Origin of the sequence: Paenibacillus sp. P36 (genome assembly GCF_045866505.1) — a bacterium.
Lineage (GTDB): Bacteria > Bacillota > Bacilli > Paenibacillales > NBRC-103111 > Paenibacillus_E > Paenibacillus_E chondroitinus.
Window position 1 is genome coordinate 2564978 of record NZ_AP038372.1, and the last position, 16537, is coordinate 2581514.

Sequence of the window (16537 nt, forward strand, 5' to 3'; positions counted from 1 at the left end):
CTTCGAAGCAAACATTAAAGGGATACTATTTAACTGACTCATTGAGCTAACGGATACGATAGTTGAATGAGCGATTTAAAGCAATTTCGAAAATTTAAAGTCTTTTAGATCAAAGACTTTAAATTTTCGAACTGTAAGTTTGCCTCAATAAATTTGAAGTTCTTTATCGCTTGATTAAAAGTAAAGGACGATTGAGGATAAATAATAAATTTTACATATTGAATTTCTTATTGGGTAAGATTAATAATGCTTTCACACCTTTTGACTCTAGAAAAGAGGACTAAGTAATTATGAAATCTGTGCTCACAGGAACTGAAATGGGGAAACTTTGGGCGACTTATATCGGAAATTCAATGGGAAAGTGCATGCTCAATTATTATCTGAAGAATGTAGATGATCCCGAGATTAAAGTGACTTTAGAATATGCATTGGAGTTAAGCAATAATAATATCCAAACAATTGAGTTCTTCTTTAATCAAGCAGACTTTCCTATACCTCTTGGGTTTACTGATAGTGACGTGAATTTGAATGCGCCTCGTTTGTTTATTGATGAGTTTTATCTTCATTATTTGAAATATGCGAGTAAAGCTGGTATGAGTCTCTACTCGATTGCTGTACCGTTGGTTACAAGAAGAGATATCCGGGATTTTTTTATCAAATGCGTTCAAGATACAATGAAATTGCAGTCCGTGGTTGCGGTAATTTCAGAATCTAAAAATGAGCTAATGAATTCGCCAGTCATTCAGCCCCCAGAAAAAGTTGATTTTGTACATAGTCAAAAGTTTCTAGGCTCTTTTTTCGGAAAAGGCAGACCCCTACAAGGATTAGAAATTGCGCATATCTTCGGAAATCTGAATAACGATATCACAAGCAAAGCACTTATTATTGGATTTGCTCAAGTAGCAAATGACAATAAGGTAAGAACATTTCTAGAACGCGGAAAAGATATTAATCAAAAGCACATTGAATCATTAACAGAAAAGTTGTCTCAGGATGGATTGCCCTCCCCGACACTAATAGATCATTTCGTGACTTCTTCGACAGTCTCACCATTTTCTGATAAAATCATGGTTTTTCATAAAGTTGACATGTTTAATGTGAAAATAAGGGAGTATGCCAATGGCATATCGCTTGACGGTAGAAAAGATATTGGTGCTTTATTTTTGAAATGCCAAGCGGAAGTAATGTTATATGTGGAAGATGGTGCAAATCTCTTGATTGAAAATGGATGGTTAGAAAAACCACCAGAGGCAGTTGACCGTAGTAAATTCATAAATAAATAAGTCATTAACCAGAACACCATGTTCGTTCCAAAAAAGGGAGCAGTTTGCCGCGTAGGCAGCAGCTCCCTTTTTCATTAAAGTAATGGGGAGGATACTTCCAATATGTGTTAAAATATAACTTATGTTTAGGAGGCAAAACCTAGGTTAATACATGGAATTTTATATAGCAGAAGGTTCTGAGTATATAATGTTCGGGGACCTTGATGGGAGTGAGTAGAATGTTGAAAAAAAGCAAAGTTATTATTGCGATATTCGTTATCTGTTTTTCTAGTTACCTTCTAATTACAAAAAACTTTGAATTAATGCCTTTTTTGATGTTAACTCTTGCGATATTTATGTTGGTGACAGGATTAGTCGAACATCAAAGAAACAGAAAAGGATTTTGGGGGTATTTAAGTATTTTAGTTTCTTTGTTTATTTTATTTGTCTCTTTACAGGGCTTCTTTTTGAACTAAAAGGACACTTTGAATAAAAAAATGGTATTTTTTCAGCGCAATAGTAAATTTGGGTGATACTTTAAGAATATTAAATTAGGTCATTATTAGTGGAGAAATATGGAGCAATCAAGCGATGAGAAAAACATTATTTATGAAATTAAGAGAACCAAAAAAAATGTGCTTAAATTTTTGTTTTCAATTGGCTTATTGTTGATTGGATTAATTTGTTATGGGATTTACTGGGCCTTCTTTGACATGAATCGGCTCCCGACAGGTGAATTAATTGAACAATCAAACTCCCCCAACGGCAAATATACAATTAATGCGTATGTTTCAAGTGGAGGAGCAACGACTGATTTTGCTGTAAGAGCAGAACTTGTTTCCAACAAAAGCTCGAAGAAAAAGAATATTTATTGGAATTATAGAGAAGAGAACGCATATATCGTATGGATTGACGATGATACTGTCGAAATTAATGGTCATGTTTTAAGATTACCAAATGAGAAATTCGATTTTAGGAGAGAGTGAATTTTCTATTCACAGAATTAAGCAAATGGGACACTATAGCTTAATAACGACATCATGGCAGCAGGCATCAGTTGACAAATTCGAGCGAGCGCCTTATTATTTGTTATGTTGTTTTGCTTTAGTTTGAGGAATCAACAATACATTCGTATAACCCCATGAAATACAGGGTGGGGGTCTCTACAGGAAGCCTTAACTTCCTTGCTACGAATATGGAATCGAGTTTCAACGATTCTATATTCGATAGTAAGGAAGTTTTTTTGTTTCCAATAAAAAGTAGAGGAAACCCAAGGAAGGAATCATAACGATGAAATACAGATTATTGGTTTTGTTAGGCGCGGTCTGTTACGGCATTCTATCGACAATCGTTACAAAAGCATACGCAAAAGGTTATACGCTCGGAGAAATCGTGGGAAGTCAATTGTTGACGGGGTTCGTATTGGCTTGGACTCTTGTTCTATTCGTGAAATGGAAGGGAAGAAGGAGCGGAAACGTTAAAACGACGTCTTCTTCCACGACGGCTGCCACGAAGTTATCGTGGAGGCATCGAGTCATCCTGATGGTCGCTGGTGTGCCTACAGCTGTAACAGGCTTGTTGTATTACCAATCCCTGCGATATATTCCCAATTCGCTAGCCATTCTGTTGCTATTCCAATTCACATGGATGGGGGTTTTGATCAATTCGGTCGAACAGAGGAGGCGTCCGAACGGCATCATGTTGATCACGCTGATCGTCCTGTTTGGAGGGACATGGCTAGCGGCCGGTATACTTGATCAAGGCTTGTCTGAGTTTAACTGGAAGGGCGTCATATTTGGCTTTATGTCCGCGATAAGCTACTCGTTGTTTATTCTGTTCAGTGGCAAAGCTGTGCCTTCCATGCATCCGATAAACCGAAGTGCCTGGATGGTTACAGGGGGGATGTTATTTGTATTTCTCTTGTTCCCACCCAGCTTTCTGTTCAACCACGCGCTATTGGAGGGATTGCTTCCGTTTGGGGTACTGCTCGGCTTGTTTGGCGCGTTCTTGCCTCCAGTCTTGTTCGCGGTAGGGGTTCCGAAAATTGGAGAAGGTTTGACAGGCATCCTCGGTGCCGCCGAGTTGCCTGTTGCGGTTATGCTGTCATCCATCGTTCTACACGAGCACGTAAGCTTGCTCCAATGGGCGGGGGTCTTGTTGGTACTGCTTGCGGTTGCGTTTCCCGAACTGATGAAGCGAACGAGATGGGCCGGTCGCGTAGATACCGTATCCGGTTGAAACAAAAGCCGCAACCGGCTAAATATTGTAATATGCTTTAATTGATCATTTTTTCTAAAATCGATCATTGCGCTAACGAAGAACGATAGTTGTATGACATATGACAAGGGAGCAGTTCGCCGCGGCAGGCAGCTGTTCCTTTTTTAATTATTGGAGCAACCTCAAAGGGATAAAACTCACCCAATTGATAAATTAGATGAAGATGAATATCTATAGTGCTCTCTAATGCTTTAATCCTTGCTGTTATAGCAGACTGTGAAACATGCAAATGTTTTGAAGCTTTGTGAAGTTTAACGTTTGGCAAACCGACAGAAACGCTTCCAATTTTTCATTTTCCATTTTCCACCTCAATAGTTTGATTAATTATTACAGATAAAAAGTAAGATTCAACTATTACGAAGAGAACTACATTCGCACTCAAATATTGTAAAAATAAGGGCTACCGCGTGGTAGCCCTTTGATTAAAGACAAAATGAGTAGGCATTCTCTAAGCGTAAAATGCTCTAACTCAAATTTATTTAGGAAAGCTAAATTTGGTTAATGCATAGCTAAATGCTTCACCTGTTTTTTCAAAAAAGTGTTCGTACCCAATGAATTCGTCTAATCTTGTTTTTTTTAACATATGGCGCGGTTGGTCTTGTAATTCGGAAATGATTACTATACCACCGTGTTTTCTATATTGCTTAACTACATTTGATAGATTGGATTCACCCGTTATATCCAGGTAGGGTACACGGCCCATCTCCAAAATTAATATTTTGGATTGTTTATTTATTTCTTCCATGATAGAGTTTTCGAATTTATTTGCAACCCCGAAAAACAAAGCTCCTTCGACGGAGTAGATACTAATTTGAGGGCAATTATATTCTTCATTAATAACAGGTACTGTTATTTGATCATTTTTCTTGGTTAAGTCCGGTAAGATCTTTGCAATAACTAAAAGGTTGCTCATATGTTTCAAAAAAATGATAGCTGATAAGATTAATCCAACTTCAACGGCAGTTATCAGATCAGTAAATACAGTGAGAAGAAAGGTAATAAGTAAAACGAATGACTCCGCAGTTTTGTTCTTTAAAACATGTGCGAACTCTTTACGCTCACTCATGTTCCAAGCAACAACAATTAAAATTGGTGCCATACTTGCAAGCGGAATGTTCGAAGCATACGGAGCAAATAATAACAAAACTAACAGGACGACTATACCATGAATGATCCCTGAGAAGGGAGACTCTGCTCCGCTTTTAATATTTGTTGCGGTTCGAGCAATAGCACCTGTAGCTGGAATACCCCCGAACAATGGAGTTATCATATTAGCGATACCTTGACCAATCAATTCGCGATTGCTGTTATGTCTGGTTCTTGACATTCCATCAGCAACTACAGCAGAGAGTAATGATTCAATACCACCTAATATGGCTATTGCAAATGCGGGCTTTATTAAAGATTGAATATGTTCAATTGAGAGTGAAGGTAAGTGTAAGTTAGGCAAGCTTTTGGGAATTGGGCCGTAGATGGAGCCGATGGTAGCAATTTTGTCAGGATAGAAAATGGATGCTACAACCGTAGAAATCAATAGTCCTACTAATGATCCTGGGATTTTAGAAAAAAGCATTGGTGTGACAATAATAAGCACTAGACATATCACTGCGGTTAAGACACTATACATATTTATTTTTGAAAGATGAAGAATTAATTCCTTCATATTGGAAAGGAAATCTTGATGGTTTTGAAGATTATGTAATCCAAGGAAATTCGCAATTTGTCCTGTGAAAATGGTAACAGCAATCCCTGTGGTAAAACCAATTGTAACAGGACGTGGAATAAAGTTAATTATACCACCCAGTTTAAAAATCCCCATGAATAGCAAAATGACTCCCGCCATAAATCCAGCAATAAGCAAGTTTTCGTATCCATACTGCATGACAATGCCAAATAATATAGGTATAAATGCTCCGGTAGGACCACCAATTTGAAATTTTGAACCACCAAGAAATGAGATTAGTATTCCTGCGACAAACGTAGTATATAACCCATATTCTGGCTTTACGCCTGAGGCAATTGCAAAAGCCATTCCTAATGGAATGGCAACAATACCTACAATAAGCCCCGAAATCAAGTCCTTTTGAAATTTTTTCCCATTATAACCATGGTATCTTCCACTAAAAGAAAATTTCATACCTAATCCCACCATATATTAATATTTAATTATTTGAATATATATAAAATCATATATGTAAAACTATTGTGTGTCAATTTCATTTTTCCTGAAAATTAAACGAATAAAAAAAGGGAGTAAATCGAGAACAAACCCGATTCATCCCTTTTTACATATCACTGATTTTTTATATTTTCTAACATTGAAATAGCATTTACAAGATGGTTGTCAAAAATTTGCTTAGCAACAATAAGTAGGTCTTTAATTAAGGGGTCTGTTAGCGTGTATATCACTGAGGTCCCGTCTTTAATCCCACGCACAACGTTTTTACTTCTTAACACAGCCAGCTGCTGAGAAACTGTAGAACCTTCGCTACCTAATATTGTCTGTATCTCGTTCACGTTTTTATCGCCCTCAACTAAAACCTCAAGGATTCTTATACGTAATGGGTGTGCTAACGCTTTAAAAAAATCGGCTTTAAAATGCTGTATTTCTTGATACATAGCGTACTCCCCTAAATGTTTGACAATTTATATATATAGAATATCATAACACAAACCGGAAAGCACGAAGGTAAAGGCTTGAAATGACCTTTGCGTTCTTTTATAGTATCATTATAAATATCTATAAAATCAAATATTTTGTTATTTAAAAATTAAGAAATAAGGAATGGTTTTGAATGCTGGTTGGTGATGAATTGTATATTGCTACAAGAAAGTATCTTATCGACTTTGGTATGCGACATTTAAATGGATTAGGGGCAGACCATATTTGTAAGATCTGTATTCAGAACGGCGGTTCTTGTTGCCGCAGTTGTAAACATTTAATAAACGGAATAGGTTGTCAAAATAGAAATACAAGTTGCACGTCTTGGTTATGCGGATATTTAAAATTATTATATTACAAAGCAGGATTGCTTAAGGACTGGCATACATTTTGGGGTGAAGTGCCTGGTATTGATTTTAGAAAGGATTATACCCCGGCATTAGTGAAAATGAAGACTCATTTTGAAGTTACTGTTATGCGAGAACTGGGTGAGGCGCTAGCGAATGACCTTAAAAATAAGTTGAGTAGAGATAAGGATAATATCGACTTTATTGTATTGGCTAGTGAATTGGATGAGCTGATTGATGAGATTGATTTTGCTAAGGATTCGGAAATGACTACTCATTTTATACAGAGGCTTAATTATTTAATTAAAGATTTTGAAAACTTTCGACAAGCCATAAAAAATACAAATTAGGGGGGAAATAATCACGAACTTTAAAGAAAAAAATCAATTACTATACAAATTAATAATACGGGAGGGTGTTATCGAATGGTTGGTGCAATCATTTTAGGAGTTGTTGCCCTATTCATCATACTGGGCTTAACATTTTGGGCAACGAAGATAGCGTACTCCCGAAAATGGGATGAGGCTGATAATGAATGAGAGTAAATTGATCATTAGCGTAAAATATCACATAAGAAACAATAGAATGTGAGGAATCCAAATGTCCAAGAAAACTTCATATGGCTTAATTCGTATATCAAACGATGTTATTTCTACTATAGCTGGTATCGCTGCCCTAGCCACACCTGGAATCGCTTCTATGTCAGGCAGCATCTCCGAAGGTCTTACTAAGCGTTTTAGAGGAAAAAACGCCATAAAAGGTGTGTTTGTCGAGGTTTTGGAATCTGAAGCAACCATTAATCTACATGTCATCGTCAACTACCGTACCAATATTCAGGCCGTAAGCCGAGATCTTCAAGAAAACGTTAGAGAGTCTGTGGAAAACATGACTGGGCTTAGAGTTGTAAACGTAAATGTAATAGTTGAAAGCCTGTTTATAGAACTTTAACTACATGAGCTTTAACTCAAAAGGTAGAATGCAAGAGAGAGAAAAAATCAAAAAAGCAGAGAGGTATCTATTGAGTGCGAATGGAATAGGACTTTGGATTGTTATTGTCGTTTATGTTAGTTTAATCATCTGTTCTTGTATTGTTTTGAAGCAGAACAAATCTAATAAAAAAAGAAGGGGAAGTGGAAAAAGTAAATAAATATATATGAGTAGAGAAATGAAATGGAGGCATAAAGAAATTAATGGAAAACTCAAACGAGGTACTATCAATAGCGTGCCACGATTGCAATGTTAAAGGTTTCATTGAAAACCTTGAACTAATTGAGGTGTCCTATTGTCCAAAATGTGGGGGCAAGAATATAACTGTTCAGGATAATAAGAAGTCTTTCATTCAATAATTCGAGACCATTAGGAGCGTCCAGTTGGAGTACATCCGATGAGGCAATCAAAGCTTTTACATACTTACCAATTTTAAGCGGTGCTTTGCTGCTTATTCTCGCTATTACCTTTTATTTTTGGATTAAGAATACGACGAAGAACGATAGCTGAGTAAACGATATCAAGAAGGGACTGCTTGATGAAAAAGAAGTTTTTTATTTTATTGGTCTTATGCTGCATAATAGTAACTTCATGCTCATCAGAACATAAAGATAACAATGATAATTTAAATGGTTTAGAGAAAAGTAGGTCAAATTTCCAGACAAAACTTATTAAAAAGGGACCGGCACCACAGGAATATACCAATGATCCACCTCCTAAAGGAGTTTCGGAAATTAAATATAATTCAGGTAATTTAACCCTTAAAGCTTGGTTATCTAATGTGCCTGGGGATAGCAAGAAACACCCTGCTGTTGTATATGTTCATGGAGGATTTGCTTTCGGAATAGATGATTGGATCGATGCAAAAAAATTTCAAGACGCAGGATATATAGTTTTAGCCCCAATGTTAAGAGGGGAGAATGGAAATTCGGGAAACTTTGAATTTTTTTTTGGTGAAGTTAACGATGTTATTTCGGCTGGAGAATTCCTTTTAACATTAAAAGAAGTGGATCCGAATCGAGTTTTTTTAGCTGGGCATAGTTCGGGTGGAACAGTTTCGTTGCTCGCATCCATGATGCCATCTCCATATAAAGCAATTTCCAGTTATGGTGCAGCACCAGATCAAGAAAGATTTTTAAAAAGTGGCTGGGATAAGGTTGCACCGTTTAACGTTAAAGATACGAATGAAGTGACACTGAGATCGCCGAATAAATTTACAGAGAGTATTCAAAAAAAATTATTTGTTTATGTCGGTAACAAAGATAACGATCACCTAAAGGAAAGTTACTCCTTCGTTCAAATAGCAAAAGAAAATGGTAAGAACGTTGACATTATTCTCATGGAGGGCGATCATTTTACTTCCTTAGATAAATCAATTCTTGATAGTATTGATAAGTTCAATAAAATGTAAGCATTTCTTGGATCTTCAAACTAACGGGTGACGGTAGTTTGACAAAAAACTGAGGCTGCTGGGGTGGAGGTAAAAATATTGGAAAGGAATTTACTTTATCATTTGATAGTTCAGTATATAATCACTTGGTTTCCCCCAGCGGTAGCAGCAATTATACTTGATGTTAACCCCTACATATCGAATATTTTTGAGGAGTTTATTGCCTACTCGGTTGGAGTAACTGGATTAATACCTATGGCTATCCTATTATTGTTTCATTTTAACCCATTAATTGTTATGTTAATTTTCTTTGTTATAAAGATATTTGTTTTATATCCATTTTTCGTGTTTGTGTATTTAAAATCTAGAAGAGTTAAATGGCTACCTTTTATGATTAGTTCGCTTCTAAGTTTGTGGGGAGTATTTTTTGGTTTTTTTTTGGACGATTGCTGGAATGCAATGAATTGGGACCGATAGCCCATAAAGAAATTCGAGCAGCCAACCATGATCTGCTCCCCTATTGCTGAACATCTCACATCTATGACAATACTGCTAGGAGCAGTCATCCATAGGTATTAGGTTTTTAGAGGTTGAGTTCGATCAGTCTATAACACTCTAGGTTGAGATTGAAGTAACGGGAGGATAATTGAATTCCGTTGAGGAATATATACTGAGCAAATTAGGTTTTCACCTAGGTTCAACTATAATCAGCGGGGAAGAGTCTTTCTAATGAAATTTTTCAAGAAAAGCACTAATAATTTTATCTGTTCTTGCTGCGGAAAGAAGCATGATGGACTTCCAATGAGCTATGGTTTCAATGCACCATATTATTGGGTTCAAACAATGCCAGCAGAAAGAGAAGCAAGGTTTAAGTTTAGACATGGTTCTGAGTTATGTGTTATGGACGAAGAGCATTTCTACATACGTGGTAATATTGAAATACCTGTAATTGATAACAAAAGGAATTTCACCTGGGATGTCTGGGTTTCTCTGAGTAAAGATAACTTTGAAAGAACAGTGTCATACTGGAATAAATGGGGGAGACAGAAGAAGTTAGAACCAATGTTTGGTTGGTTATCAACTTCAATTCCATCTTACTCAGAAGAAACATTGAATCTAAAGACGATGATACATACTCGTAAGTTAGGCATTAGACCATTAATTGAAATCGAACCAACAGCACATCCACTAGCAGTTGAACAAAAAAGCGGTATTACAATGCGAAGGGTTCAAGAAATAGCCGAGGGTTTACATCATATGAATGAATGATTAGATCGTAAAGCTAACGAAGAACGATAGTTGAATAACCAGAGAGCAGATCGCCGCGACCGCCATCTGTTTTCTTTTTCTTTGAAGTAACGGGAATTAAGTATAGGAAAATAAATGAATGAACCGAATATATTTATAAAATTGATAAATCAGGAAGGAGGGATTACGTAAGATGCTGAATTATTGGGCAGAGAATCAAAATTGGGCTAAATTAACACCTTGGTTGGGGTTCATTACCCTAGTATTGCTATTCTGGACACTCAGTCCTGTCGATACGATGTTCTGGGCATTGATCAACATCCCATTATATTTGTTTCATCAAACCGAGGAGCATTATTGGCCGGGTGGCTTTAAGGATTACTTTAATCGAGTCGTGAATAGGTTGCCGGAGGGTGACGAGGCTTTAACGGATGAAAAAGTGTTTTGGATCAATATTATTCTAGTGTGGCTGGCGTTCCTCATTTTCGGACTTTTATGTATCGTAAATATCGGCTTTGGTTTGTTAATTGTTATTTTTAGCTTGATGAACTGTGCCACCCATATTTATACAGGAATTAAATATAGAGAATGGAATCCGGGGCTGGTAATGGCAAGCCTTCAGTTTATCGCATCCGTTTATGGTGCATACGTGATTACGGCAAAAGGTATTTCCCATCCAATGACCTGGTGGATTAGCTCGGTTTTATTTTCGATTCTTGTTCATGCCATCTTATTTAAGTTTGTGATGGGTAAGAAATAGGTCAGGAATTAACGAAAAAAGATAGCGCTGCGGCGATGGAACCGATCCATCGCTTATTTTCGTTTCGGTGCGCTTCGCTCAACTATTGGGCAGGATAGTTCAGTTAAAATTAATAATTCCCTTGTTAAAATATTACATTTTATTCCATAATTAAGCATCCTAATGTTATTTATATAATAGAAAGGTGGGAGATTCTTGATACAAACAAAACGTCTTATAATTAGAGAAATGGTGCAGTCCGATTATGATGCATTGTGCGGAATATTGTGTGATGAGGAAGTAATGCGTGCGGCTTATGAAAGTGCATTCAACTTAGAAGAAGCACAAAATTGGCTTAACAGACATCTTAAAAGATATGAAGAGTATGGTTTTGGACTTTGGGCTGTTGTATTAAAAGAAACAAACGAAATGATTGGTCAATGTGGCTTGACAATGCAAGGCTGGAGAGAAAAAGAAATTTTGGAAATGGGATTTTTGTTTCAGAAAGCGTATTGGCACAAAGGTTACGCAACAGAAGCGGCAATTGCTTGCAAGGAATACGCTTTCTCAGTTCTTAATGCAAATAGGGTTTATTCTATTATTAGGGACACAAATATAGCCTCTCAAAAAGTTGCTGTTCGAAACGGTATGAATATTATTGATAAAGATACTAAGAATTTTAGGAATATAGATATGGAATTTTTTCTGTATTCTGTAGAGCGAACAAAATGAGCATAATACATAAATTCCAAGTTGGAGAGATAATTTTGATTCTCAATCGTTTTCAATTGCGAATATGAAAGGCATTCAATCTTGCCATCGTAGAATAGAACGGCTAGCAATGGAACAACAAAATTCTAATCCGACAATTCTTGAGACAGAATCCTGAAAATGCCAGAGAATACTCAGGAAGAAAATTTGAAGCTGTCTCAGAAGGTGTAACAACATTGTTATCTTACTCAGATGAGAAAGCTGAATATGTTTACAATTTACTACAAATGGAAAAACTTCCTTTAAATTAACGGCGAACGTTAATTACATACAGAACCAAAATGAGGCTGCCAGCATGATCGGCAGCCTTTGCTCAACTAAAGGGCAGATTAGTTAGTGATAAATTAAGATTAGTGTAAGTTGCAAAGAAAGTCTGGTACGATAGTTGAATAAGAAAACCGCGTCAACTGACCAGACAATCGGCAACGGTCTCCACTTTAACAGTATAGGGAGGGTAAAATCAATGACAAACAAAAAATATGCTCTTTTTTTGAAACTAATCGGCGTGATTTGCGGCTATGTTATCATCAAGTCATTGTTCTTTGTCCATTTAAGACCTGTGTATATTGACGTGATCCAAGGCATCCTCATTGGCTTCGGGATGGCAATTATCACGGCCCATATTGTCGCGAAGTTCAAGGGATCAAAGGTCAATGGCTGGTTCACCATGTTTGATATGGGCGTGCCCGGCAACGGCATGTTGCTGCGAGCCGCGTGTACACTAGCCTTTCCTGGCCCAGTAAACATACCTCAAGAGGCGATGTACTGGAAAACATCTGTTGATGGCTCGAGTCATGACCTCTCCGGAGATCACTGTTACATCATGCACTTTCCGGTAGGGGGACTCCCGCCAAATAATGCTTTTTGGTCACTGACTATGGGGGATGCGAAGAATCGCTTTGTGGCGAATTCAATCAATCGGTACAGCGTGAGCGGTCAGTCCGGACTCGTGCCAAACGCCGACGGCTCCTTCGACATTTACATTCAGAATACCGCTCCTGCGGGGTGGGAATCCAACTGGCTGCCCGCACCCTCGGGTAAATTCATTCTTTGGTTGCGTGTATATATACCCGACGCGGCAATTCTGGACGGAAAATATAACGTGCCGCCGGTTATGGAGGTAAAATGATGGAGCATGTGGAGTTCGAGCATTTACTGATATTCGGTTTAGTTCTGATCGCAGCATGGTTCAGTGTCATTTACTTTTTGCCGAGTATGCTTCTGACCATGTTCAAGAGGGCGATCCTCGTTAAGGGATTCGGCGATGGTCCCATCCCAATTAACACGCTTTATACGCAATCTAAGGAGCTATTTGCAGATCCCCTTAATGCTTCAGGCTCAAAATTAATGACTACTGGCGTGAACCGTGATACGCTCCTTGTGGTCGGCTGGTTAGACCTCCGTAAAGGGCCACAGATTTTGCATGTGCCGGACATGTCCGGTCGCTATTACAGCGTGCAGTTTACCGATCCGTCGAAAAACATAAACTTTGCCTATGTCGGCAAACGCACCACGGGAACCGAAGCTGGGGCTTACCTCATCAGCGGCCCTAGTTGGAAAGGAGCATTGCCACATGGAGTGCCACAGATTTCTTCACCAAATAATTCGGTACTTGTGATTGGTCGCGTTTTTGTAGAGAACAACAGAGACCTCTCGACAGCACATGGGCTTGCGAAGCAGTTACAATTATCTCCGATGACTTAACCATAGTTGTGTGCTGTTCCCCACAATATAAACTTACCCGACTTCACCGCTAGATCCAAGGCTCTCAGAGGATTCTTGATCATCATGTTATAGGCTGGAGAGAAGGCTGCAGATTATTCAGATCGGCAGCCTTCTCAATTATCGGAAAGAAGAACAGGTGACCAATGTGGATAATATGCCGAAAGTAATAACTATGCGTTCTAGTATTAGATCAATTACGCTATATCTGATTTTTTCAGTCTTATCTCTTATCCCATTTATAATCGCATATTACGTGGCTGTAATACTTATTTTCATTTCAGTAGGTTTACTAATATTACCATTTGTTGTTATATGTCATGTGGCAAGTATTTTTAAGCTATGGGGAATATACATACGACCTTTACCAAACAAAGGGATTAATCTTACAATCTTGTTCATTTCGCTCATACTTCTTGGATGCTTAAATTACAAGCTCAACTATCAAGTGGCTTGGAGTGAACATAAAAACAACTTAGGGATGCTTATTGAGTTTCTAAACAAGATTATACCTATAAGGCTTCTTTTCCAAAATCATTAAAGATGTATTCAATATTTATACCTGTTTGTTCAATGAAATCAACAACAAAGTTTTAACAGAGCCAGAAGTAATAATGCTGCACAAAATCCATATGAGCGGTCAAGCTACTGGATGAGTAATGACTATCAGAGAGAAATGATTGATTATTTTTTACTGAGAAAACCACATGAAACAATGTGGTACAGATATCCTCTCATGGTTTGTTCGTGGTGTGGGGATGAAGGTTGCGGAATTGTCTCTGTTAAAATCGATAGGGAGAATAACGTTGTTACCTGGAAGGACTTTTTCCTTGAGCCTGATATGAAAAAAATTAATATCGGTCCTTTTTATTTTGAATGGGAAAATTATAAAAAAGTAATTAAGAGCACCTTTGGAATTGCAGGCATTCAATAGTAATGCAGCGCTAAGCAACCGGGAGATGATAGTTGAATGACACCAGGCGCGGTTTCCGATTTGATCGATGGCCTTCACGAAATTTTTGGTCTACCGAAAGGCAAAGTTTATCTTGTTCCTTAGACGAATGAGTGGGAGCGGAATTTAGGAAGGGACAGATCGCCGTGGCCGGCAACTGTCCCTTATTTTATTCGAGTGACGGGTAGATACGGTGTCTTTTATATTGGACTTTGCTGAATTTAGTAGATGAAACTCACTGTTAAAATCCAGCAAGCGTAATTATTCAATTAGGTTTTTCGTGGCCTTATACAGATTTTCCACGTATACATCTACTTCATCTCGTGTCATGCGTAAGCGATTCACAGAAGTACCATATCCAATTTCCTTTTTACCTTCTTTTAATTCTTTGAAAATTCCATCTGCGAAGGCATCTAATGGTTCTCCTTGGGTATGGCCCCCCGCTCCACCTAAATTTGTATTCACTGCCGGAGGAGCAACTTCAATGACTTCTACAGACGTTTCAGAAAGTTGGTGTCGTAGACTCATAGTAAATGAATGAAGTGCCGCTTTGGATGCTGAATAAATGGGGGCAATTGCAAACGGTGTAAAAGCTAATCCAGATGTCACGTTGATGATAGTCGCCTCTTTTTTTGTTGCAAAAAATGGGGCGAACATCATAGAGAGATGCAAAGGTGCTTCAAGGTTGGTTGTGATTTCTTTACTGAAATAATTCCAATTGTTCTTCGCATCACCTTTTAACACATTAAAGCGTTGTTGGATCCCTGCATTGTTAACTAACACATTCACTTCTGGATAGTTTGCTGTTACCCAATCAAACAATGCTACACGCTCGGATTCAATATCCAAATTACTTACACGAGTAATAAGGTTAGGGGATTTTTCTTTTGCATGTTGGAGTACATCTTCACGTCGTCCGCAAACAATGACTATATTTCCTGCCTCGATAAAGCGCTCTGCAAAAGCTAAACCTATTCCAGTACTTCCACCTGTAATAAGTATTGTATTTCCTGAAAGTTTCATTCTATTTCCTCTTTTCCAATATGGTTTCATCTTCTCTTGCTTCTTTTCTTTCCTGCGTATACTTTGTATAACGTGTGATTTTTACATCAATTCCTTTTAATGCTTCTTGCATTAGCGCAATTTCAGCTAGTACATTTTTTTTGTGATTTTTCATCATTTCAAGTCGCAATTCAGTAGTACTCTCTCCCTCTACTACCCAATCAACATATTGTTTAATTACACTTATTGGCATATGCGTGTTTTTTAGATAAATAATGATTCCAAGGAAAGTAATTTGATCTTCTGAAAATAACCGCCTCCCAGCTTCATCACGCTCAACTTGTGGTAATAATCCTTTTTTTTCATAATAACGTATCGTTGATTCCGGAATATCGAGTCTGTCTGAAACTTCGCTAATTGAATAATACTTCATCTGGAGGCCTCCAAATTTTATATTTCATGTCGACAGGAATATGATACGACTTAAACCATGGTTTAAGTCAACAAAGAAATTAATAGTCTGTCCAAAGCTAAAAATTTGAATCCAAGAACGCCTACCATTCCTTCATAAATTGCAACCAAGTGTTTCGACAATCGTAATACAGCATATAATGATGTACGGAGGTGCTTGAGATGGATTTTCTGAAGGATTTAGGCAAGCTGGCAGGCGATGTGACAGGTAAAGTGCTTGGAGGAACTGTCCGTGTGGCAGGGGAGCTTGTTCGCAGTGATTATATAAAGGAAATCGGAAATGATATAGAACAGGTAACGGCCAAAACTGGCGAAATCGCAGGCCATGCAGCCAGCGGTGTATGGAATTTAAGCGCAGGCCTAATTACTGCAGATAAGCAGCAATCGAAAGCTGGACTCCATGAACTTGAACAAACAGCCATTACGACGGCAAAAGGAGTTGTCCATGGCATCGAGTATGTGGTTGAGAGCGGAAAAGATGTCGTGACAGGTTTTAAGGACAGCGATAAAGCGCGGTTGAAAGACGGCGTGAAAAAGCTGGGAAAAGCAGCTGCTATCAGCATTCTGGCTATCGGTGTGATTGATGTCGTTGATGGTCCGGACGTACCGGATTCCTCAGGTACAGTTTAAGACATGTGACGTTATAAAAACAGACCCGACGAGAGATCGTTGGGTCTATTTTAGTATTGGTATTAGTTAATGTACCA

Annotated in this window: 19 protein-coding genes, 1 pseudogene and 1 riboswitch; of the genes and pseudogenes, 15 read left to right on the forward strand and 5 right to left on the reverse strand. The window is 37.9% G+C overall.

The window, feature by feature from the left end:
• Window positions 1–290 precede the first annotated feature (290 nt).
• The 4 genes from ACKTT9_RS11625 to ACKTT9_RS11640 all read left to right on the forward strand — a co-directional run bounded on the left by ACKTT9_RS11625 (window position 291) and on the right by ACKTT9_RS11640 (window position 3500).
• Window positions 291–1283 carry a DUF3231 family protein gene (locus ACKTT9_RS11625; protein ID WP_407871674.1) on the forward strand — a complete coding sequence of 331 codons (993 nt, stop codon included), beginning with the start codon at window positions 291–293 and terminating at the stop codon, window positions 1281–1283.
• 218 nt (window positions 1284–1501) lie between these two features.
• Window positions 1502–1738 (forward strand): DUF3953 domain-containing protein, encoded by a 237-nt coding sequence (locus tag ACKTT9_RS11630; RefSeq protein ID WP_407871675.1) that lies wholly within the window; start codon window positions 1502–1504, stop codon window positions 1736–1738.
• A gap of 99 nt (window positions 1739–1837) precedes the next feature.
• Complete coding sequence (locus ACKTT9_RS11635) at window positions 1838–2248, forward strand: DUF5412 domain-containing protein (protein WP_407871676.1); 411 nt, start codon at window positions 1838–1840, stop codon at window positions 2246–2248.
• Between the two features lie 123 nt (window positions 2249–2371).
• Window positions 2372–2472: riboswitch (purine riboswitch) on the forward strand.
• A gap of 80 nt (window positions 2473–2552) precedes the next feature.
• Window positions 2553–3500 carry an EamA family transporter gene (locus ACKTT9_RS11640; RefSeq protein WP_407871677.1) on the forward strand — a complete coding sequence of 316 codons (948 nt, stop codon included), beginning with the start codon at window positions 2553–2555 and terminating at the stop codon, window positions 3498–3500.
• A 64-nt stretch (window positions 3501–3564) separates the two neighbouring features.
• Here the strand turns inward: ACKTT9_RS11640 and ACKTT9_RS11645 are convergent, their stop codons facing one another.
• The 3 genes from ACKTT9_RS11645 to ACKTT9_RS11655 all read right to left on the reverse strand — a co-directional run bounded on the left by ACKTT9_RS11645 (window position 3565) and on the right by ACKTT9_RS11655 (window position 6158).
• Window positions 3565–3804 (reverse strand): LysR family transcriptional regulator, encoded by a 240-nt coding sequence (locus tag ACKTT9_RS11645; protein WP_407871678.1) that lies wholly within the window; start codon window positions 3802–3804, stop codon window positions 3565–3567.
• Window positions 3805–4014: 210 nt separating this feature from the next.
• Window positions 4015–5676, reverse strand: a complete 1662-nt coding sequence (locus ACKTT9_RS11650; protein WP_407871679.1) for a SulP family inorganic anion transporter — start codon at window positions 5674–5676, stop codon at window positions 4015–4017.
• Between the two features lie 155 nt (window positions 5677–5831).
• A complete protein-coding gene (locus tag ACKTT9_RS11655) occupies window positions 5832–6158 on the reverse strand; it encodes an ArsR/SmtB family transcription factor (protein ID WP_407871680.1) in 327 nt (108 codons plus the stop codon).
• 176 nt (window positions 6159–6334) lie between these two features.
• Here ACKTT9_RS11655 and ACKTT9_RS11660 point away from each other — a divergent pair, with 176 nt between their 5' ends.
• The 10 genes and pseudogenes from ACKTT9_RS11660 (at window position 6335) to ACKTT9_RS11705 (ending at window position 14339) form a co-directional block, all read left to right on the forward strand.
• Window positions 6335–6898 (forward strand): hypothetical protein, encoded by a 564-nt coding sequence (locus tag ACKTT9_RS11660; protein ID WP_407871681.1) that lies wholly within the window; start codon window positions 6335–6337, stop codon window positions 6896–6898.
• A 250-nt stretch (window positions 6899–7148) separates the two neighbouring features.
• Window positions 7149–7496 carry an Asp23/Gls24 family envelope stress response protein gene (locus ACKTT9_RS11665; protein WP_407871682.1) on the forward strand — a complete coding sequence of 116 codons (348 nt, stop codon included), beginning with the start codon at window positions 7149–7151 and terminating at the stop codon, window positions 7494–7496.
• Window positions 7497–8073: 577 nt separating this feature from the next.
• Window positions 8074–8946, forward strand: a complete 873-nt coding sequence (locus ACKTT9_RS11670) for an alpha/beta hydrolase family protein (RefSeq protein WP_407871683.1) — start codon at window positions 8074–8076, stop codon at window positions 8944–8946.
• Between the two features lie 708 nt (window positions 8947–9654).
• On the forward strand, window positions 9655–10194 hold the full coding sequence (locus tag ACKTT9_RS11675) for a DUF2199 domain-containing protein (protein WP_407871684.1): 540 nt from the start codon (window positions 9655–9657) through the stop codon (window positions 10192–10194).
• A gap of 172 nt (window positions 10195–10366) precedes the next feature.
• Window positions 10367–10933, forward strand: coding sequence for an HXXEE domain-containing protein (locus ACKTT9_RS11680; protein WP_407871685.1), 567 nt, complete (start codon window positions 10367–10369; stop codon window positions 10931–10933).
• Window positions 10934–11128: 195 nt separating this feature from the next.
• Entirely contained in the window at window positions 11129–11644 is a 516-nt protein-coding gene (locus tag ACKTT9_RS11685; RefSeq protein ID WP_407871686.1) for a GNAT family N-acetyltransferase, read from the forward strand.
• A 119-nt stretch (window positions 11645–11763) separates the two neighbouring features.
• Window positions 11764–11934: pseudogene (locus ACKTT9_RS11690) on the forward strand (GrpB family protein); the annotation flags it as partial.
• Between the two features lie 212 nt (window positions 11935–12146).
• Window positions 12147–12812, forward strand: coding sequence for a DUF1214 domain-containing protein (locus ACKTT9_RS11695; RefSeq protein ID WP_407871687.1), 666 nt, complete (start codon window positions 12147–12149; stop codon window positions 12810–12812).
• Window positions 12809–13387 carry a DUF1254 domain-containing protein gene (locus ACKTT9_RS11700; RefSeq protein WP_407871688.1) on the forward strand — a complete coding sequence of 193 codons (579 nt, stop codon included), beginning with the start codon at window positions 12809–12811 and terminating at the stop codon, window positions 13385–13387. The genes ACKTT9_RS11695 and ACKTT9_RS11700 overlap by 4 nt, the downstream gene beginning before the upstream one ends.
• 670 nt (window positions 13388–14057) lie before the next feature.
• Window positions 14058–14339, forward strand: coding sequence for a hypothetical protein (locus ACKTT9_RS11705; RefSeq protein ID WP_407871689.1), 282 nt, complete (start codon window positions 14058–14060; stop codon window positions 14337–14339).
• A gap of 279 nt (window positions 14340–14618) precedes the next feature.
• Here the strand turns inward: ACKTT9_RS11705 and ACKTT9_RS11710 are convergent, their stop codons facing one another.
• Both ACKTT9_RS11710 and ACKTT9_RS11715 read right to left on the reverse strand, forming a co-directional pair.
• Entirely contained in the window at window positions 14619–15380 is a 762-nt protein-coding gene (locus ACKTT9_RS11710; protein WP_407871690.1) for an SDR family oxidoreductase, read from the reverse strand.
• Between the two features lies 1 nt (window position 15381).
• A complete protein-coding gene (locus tag ACKTT9_RS11715; RefSeq protein WP_407871691.1) occupies window positions 15382–15792 on the reverse strand; it encodes a MerR family transcriptional regulator in 411 nt (136 codons plus the stop codon).
• A 200-nt stretch (window positions 15793–15992) separates the two neighbouring features.
• On the opposite strand from ACKTT9_RS11715, the gene ACKTT9_RS11720 reads away from it, so the two are divergent.
• On the forward strand, window positions 15993–16460 hold the full coding sequence (locus tag ACKTT9_RS11720; protein WP_127448935.1) for a hypothetical protein: 468 nt from the start codon (window positions 15993–15995) through the stop codon (window positions 16458–16460).
• Window positions 16461–16537 lie beyond the last annotated feature (77 nt).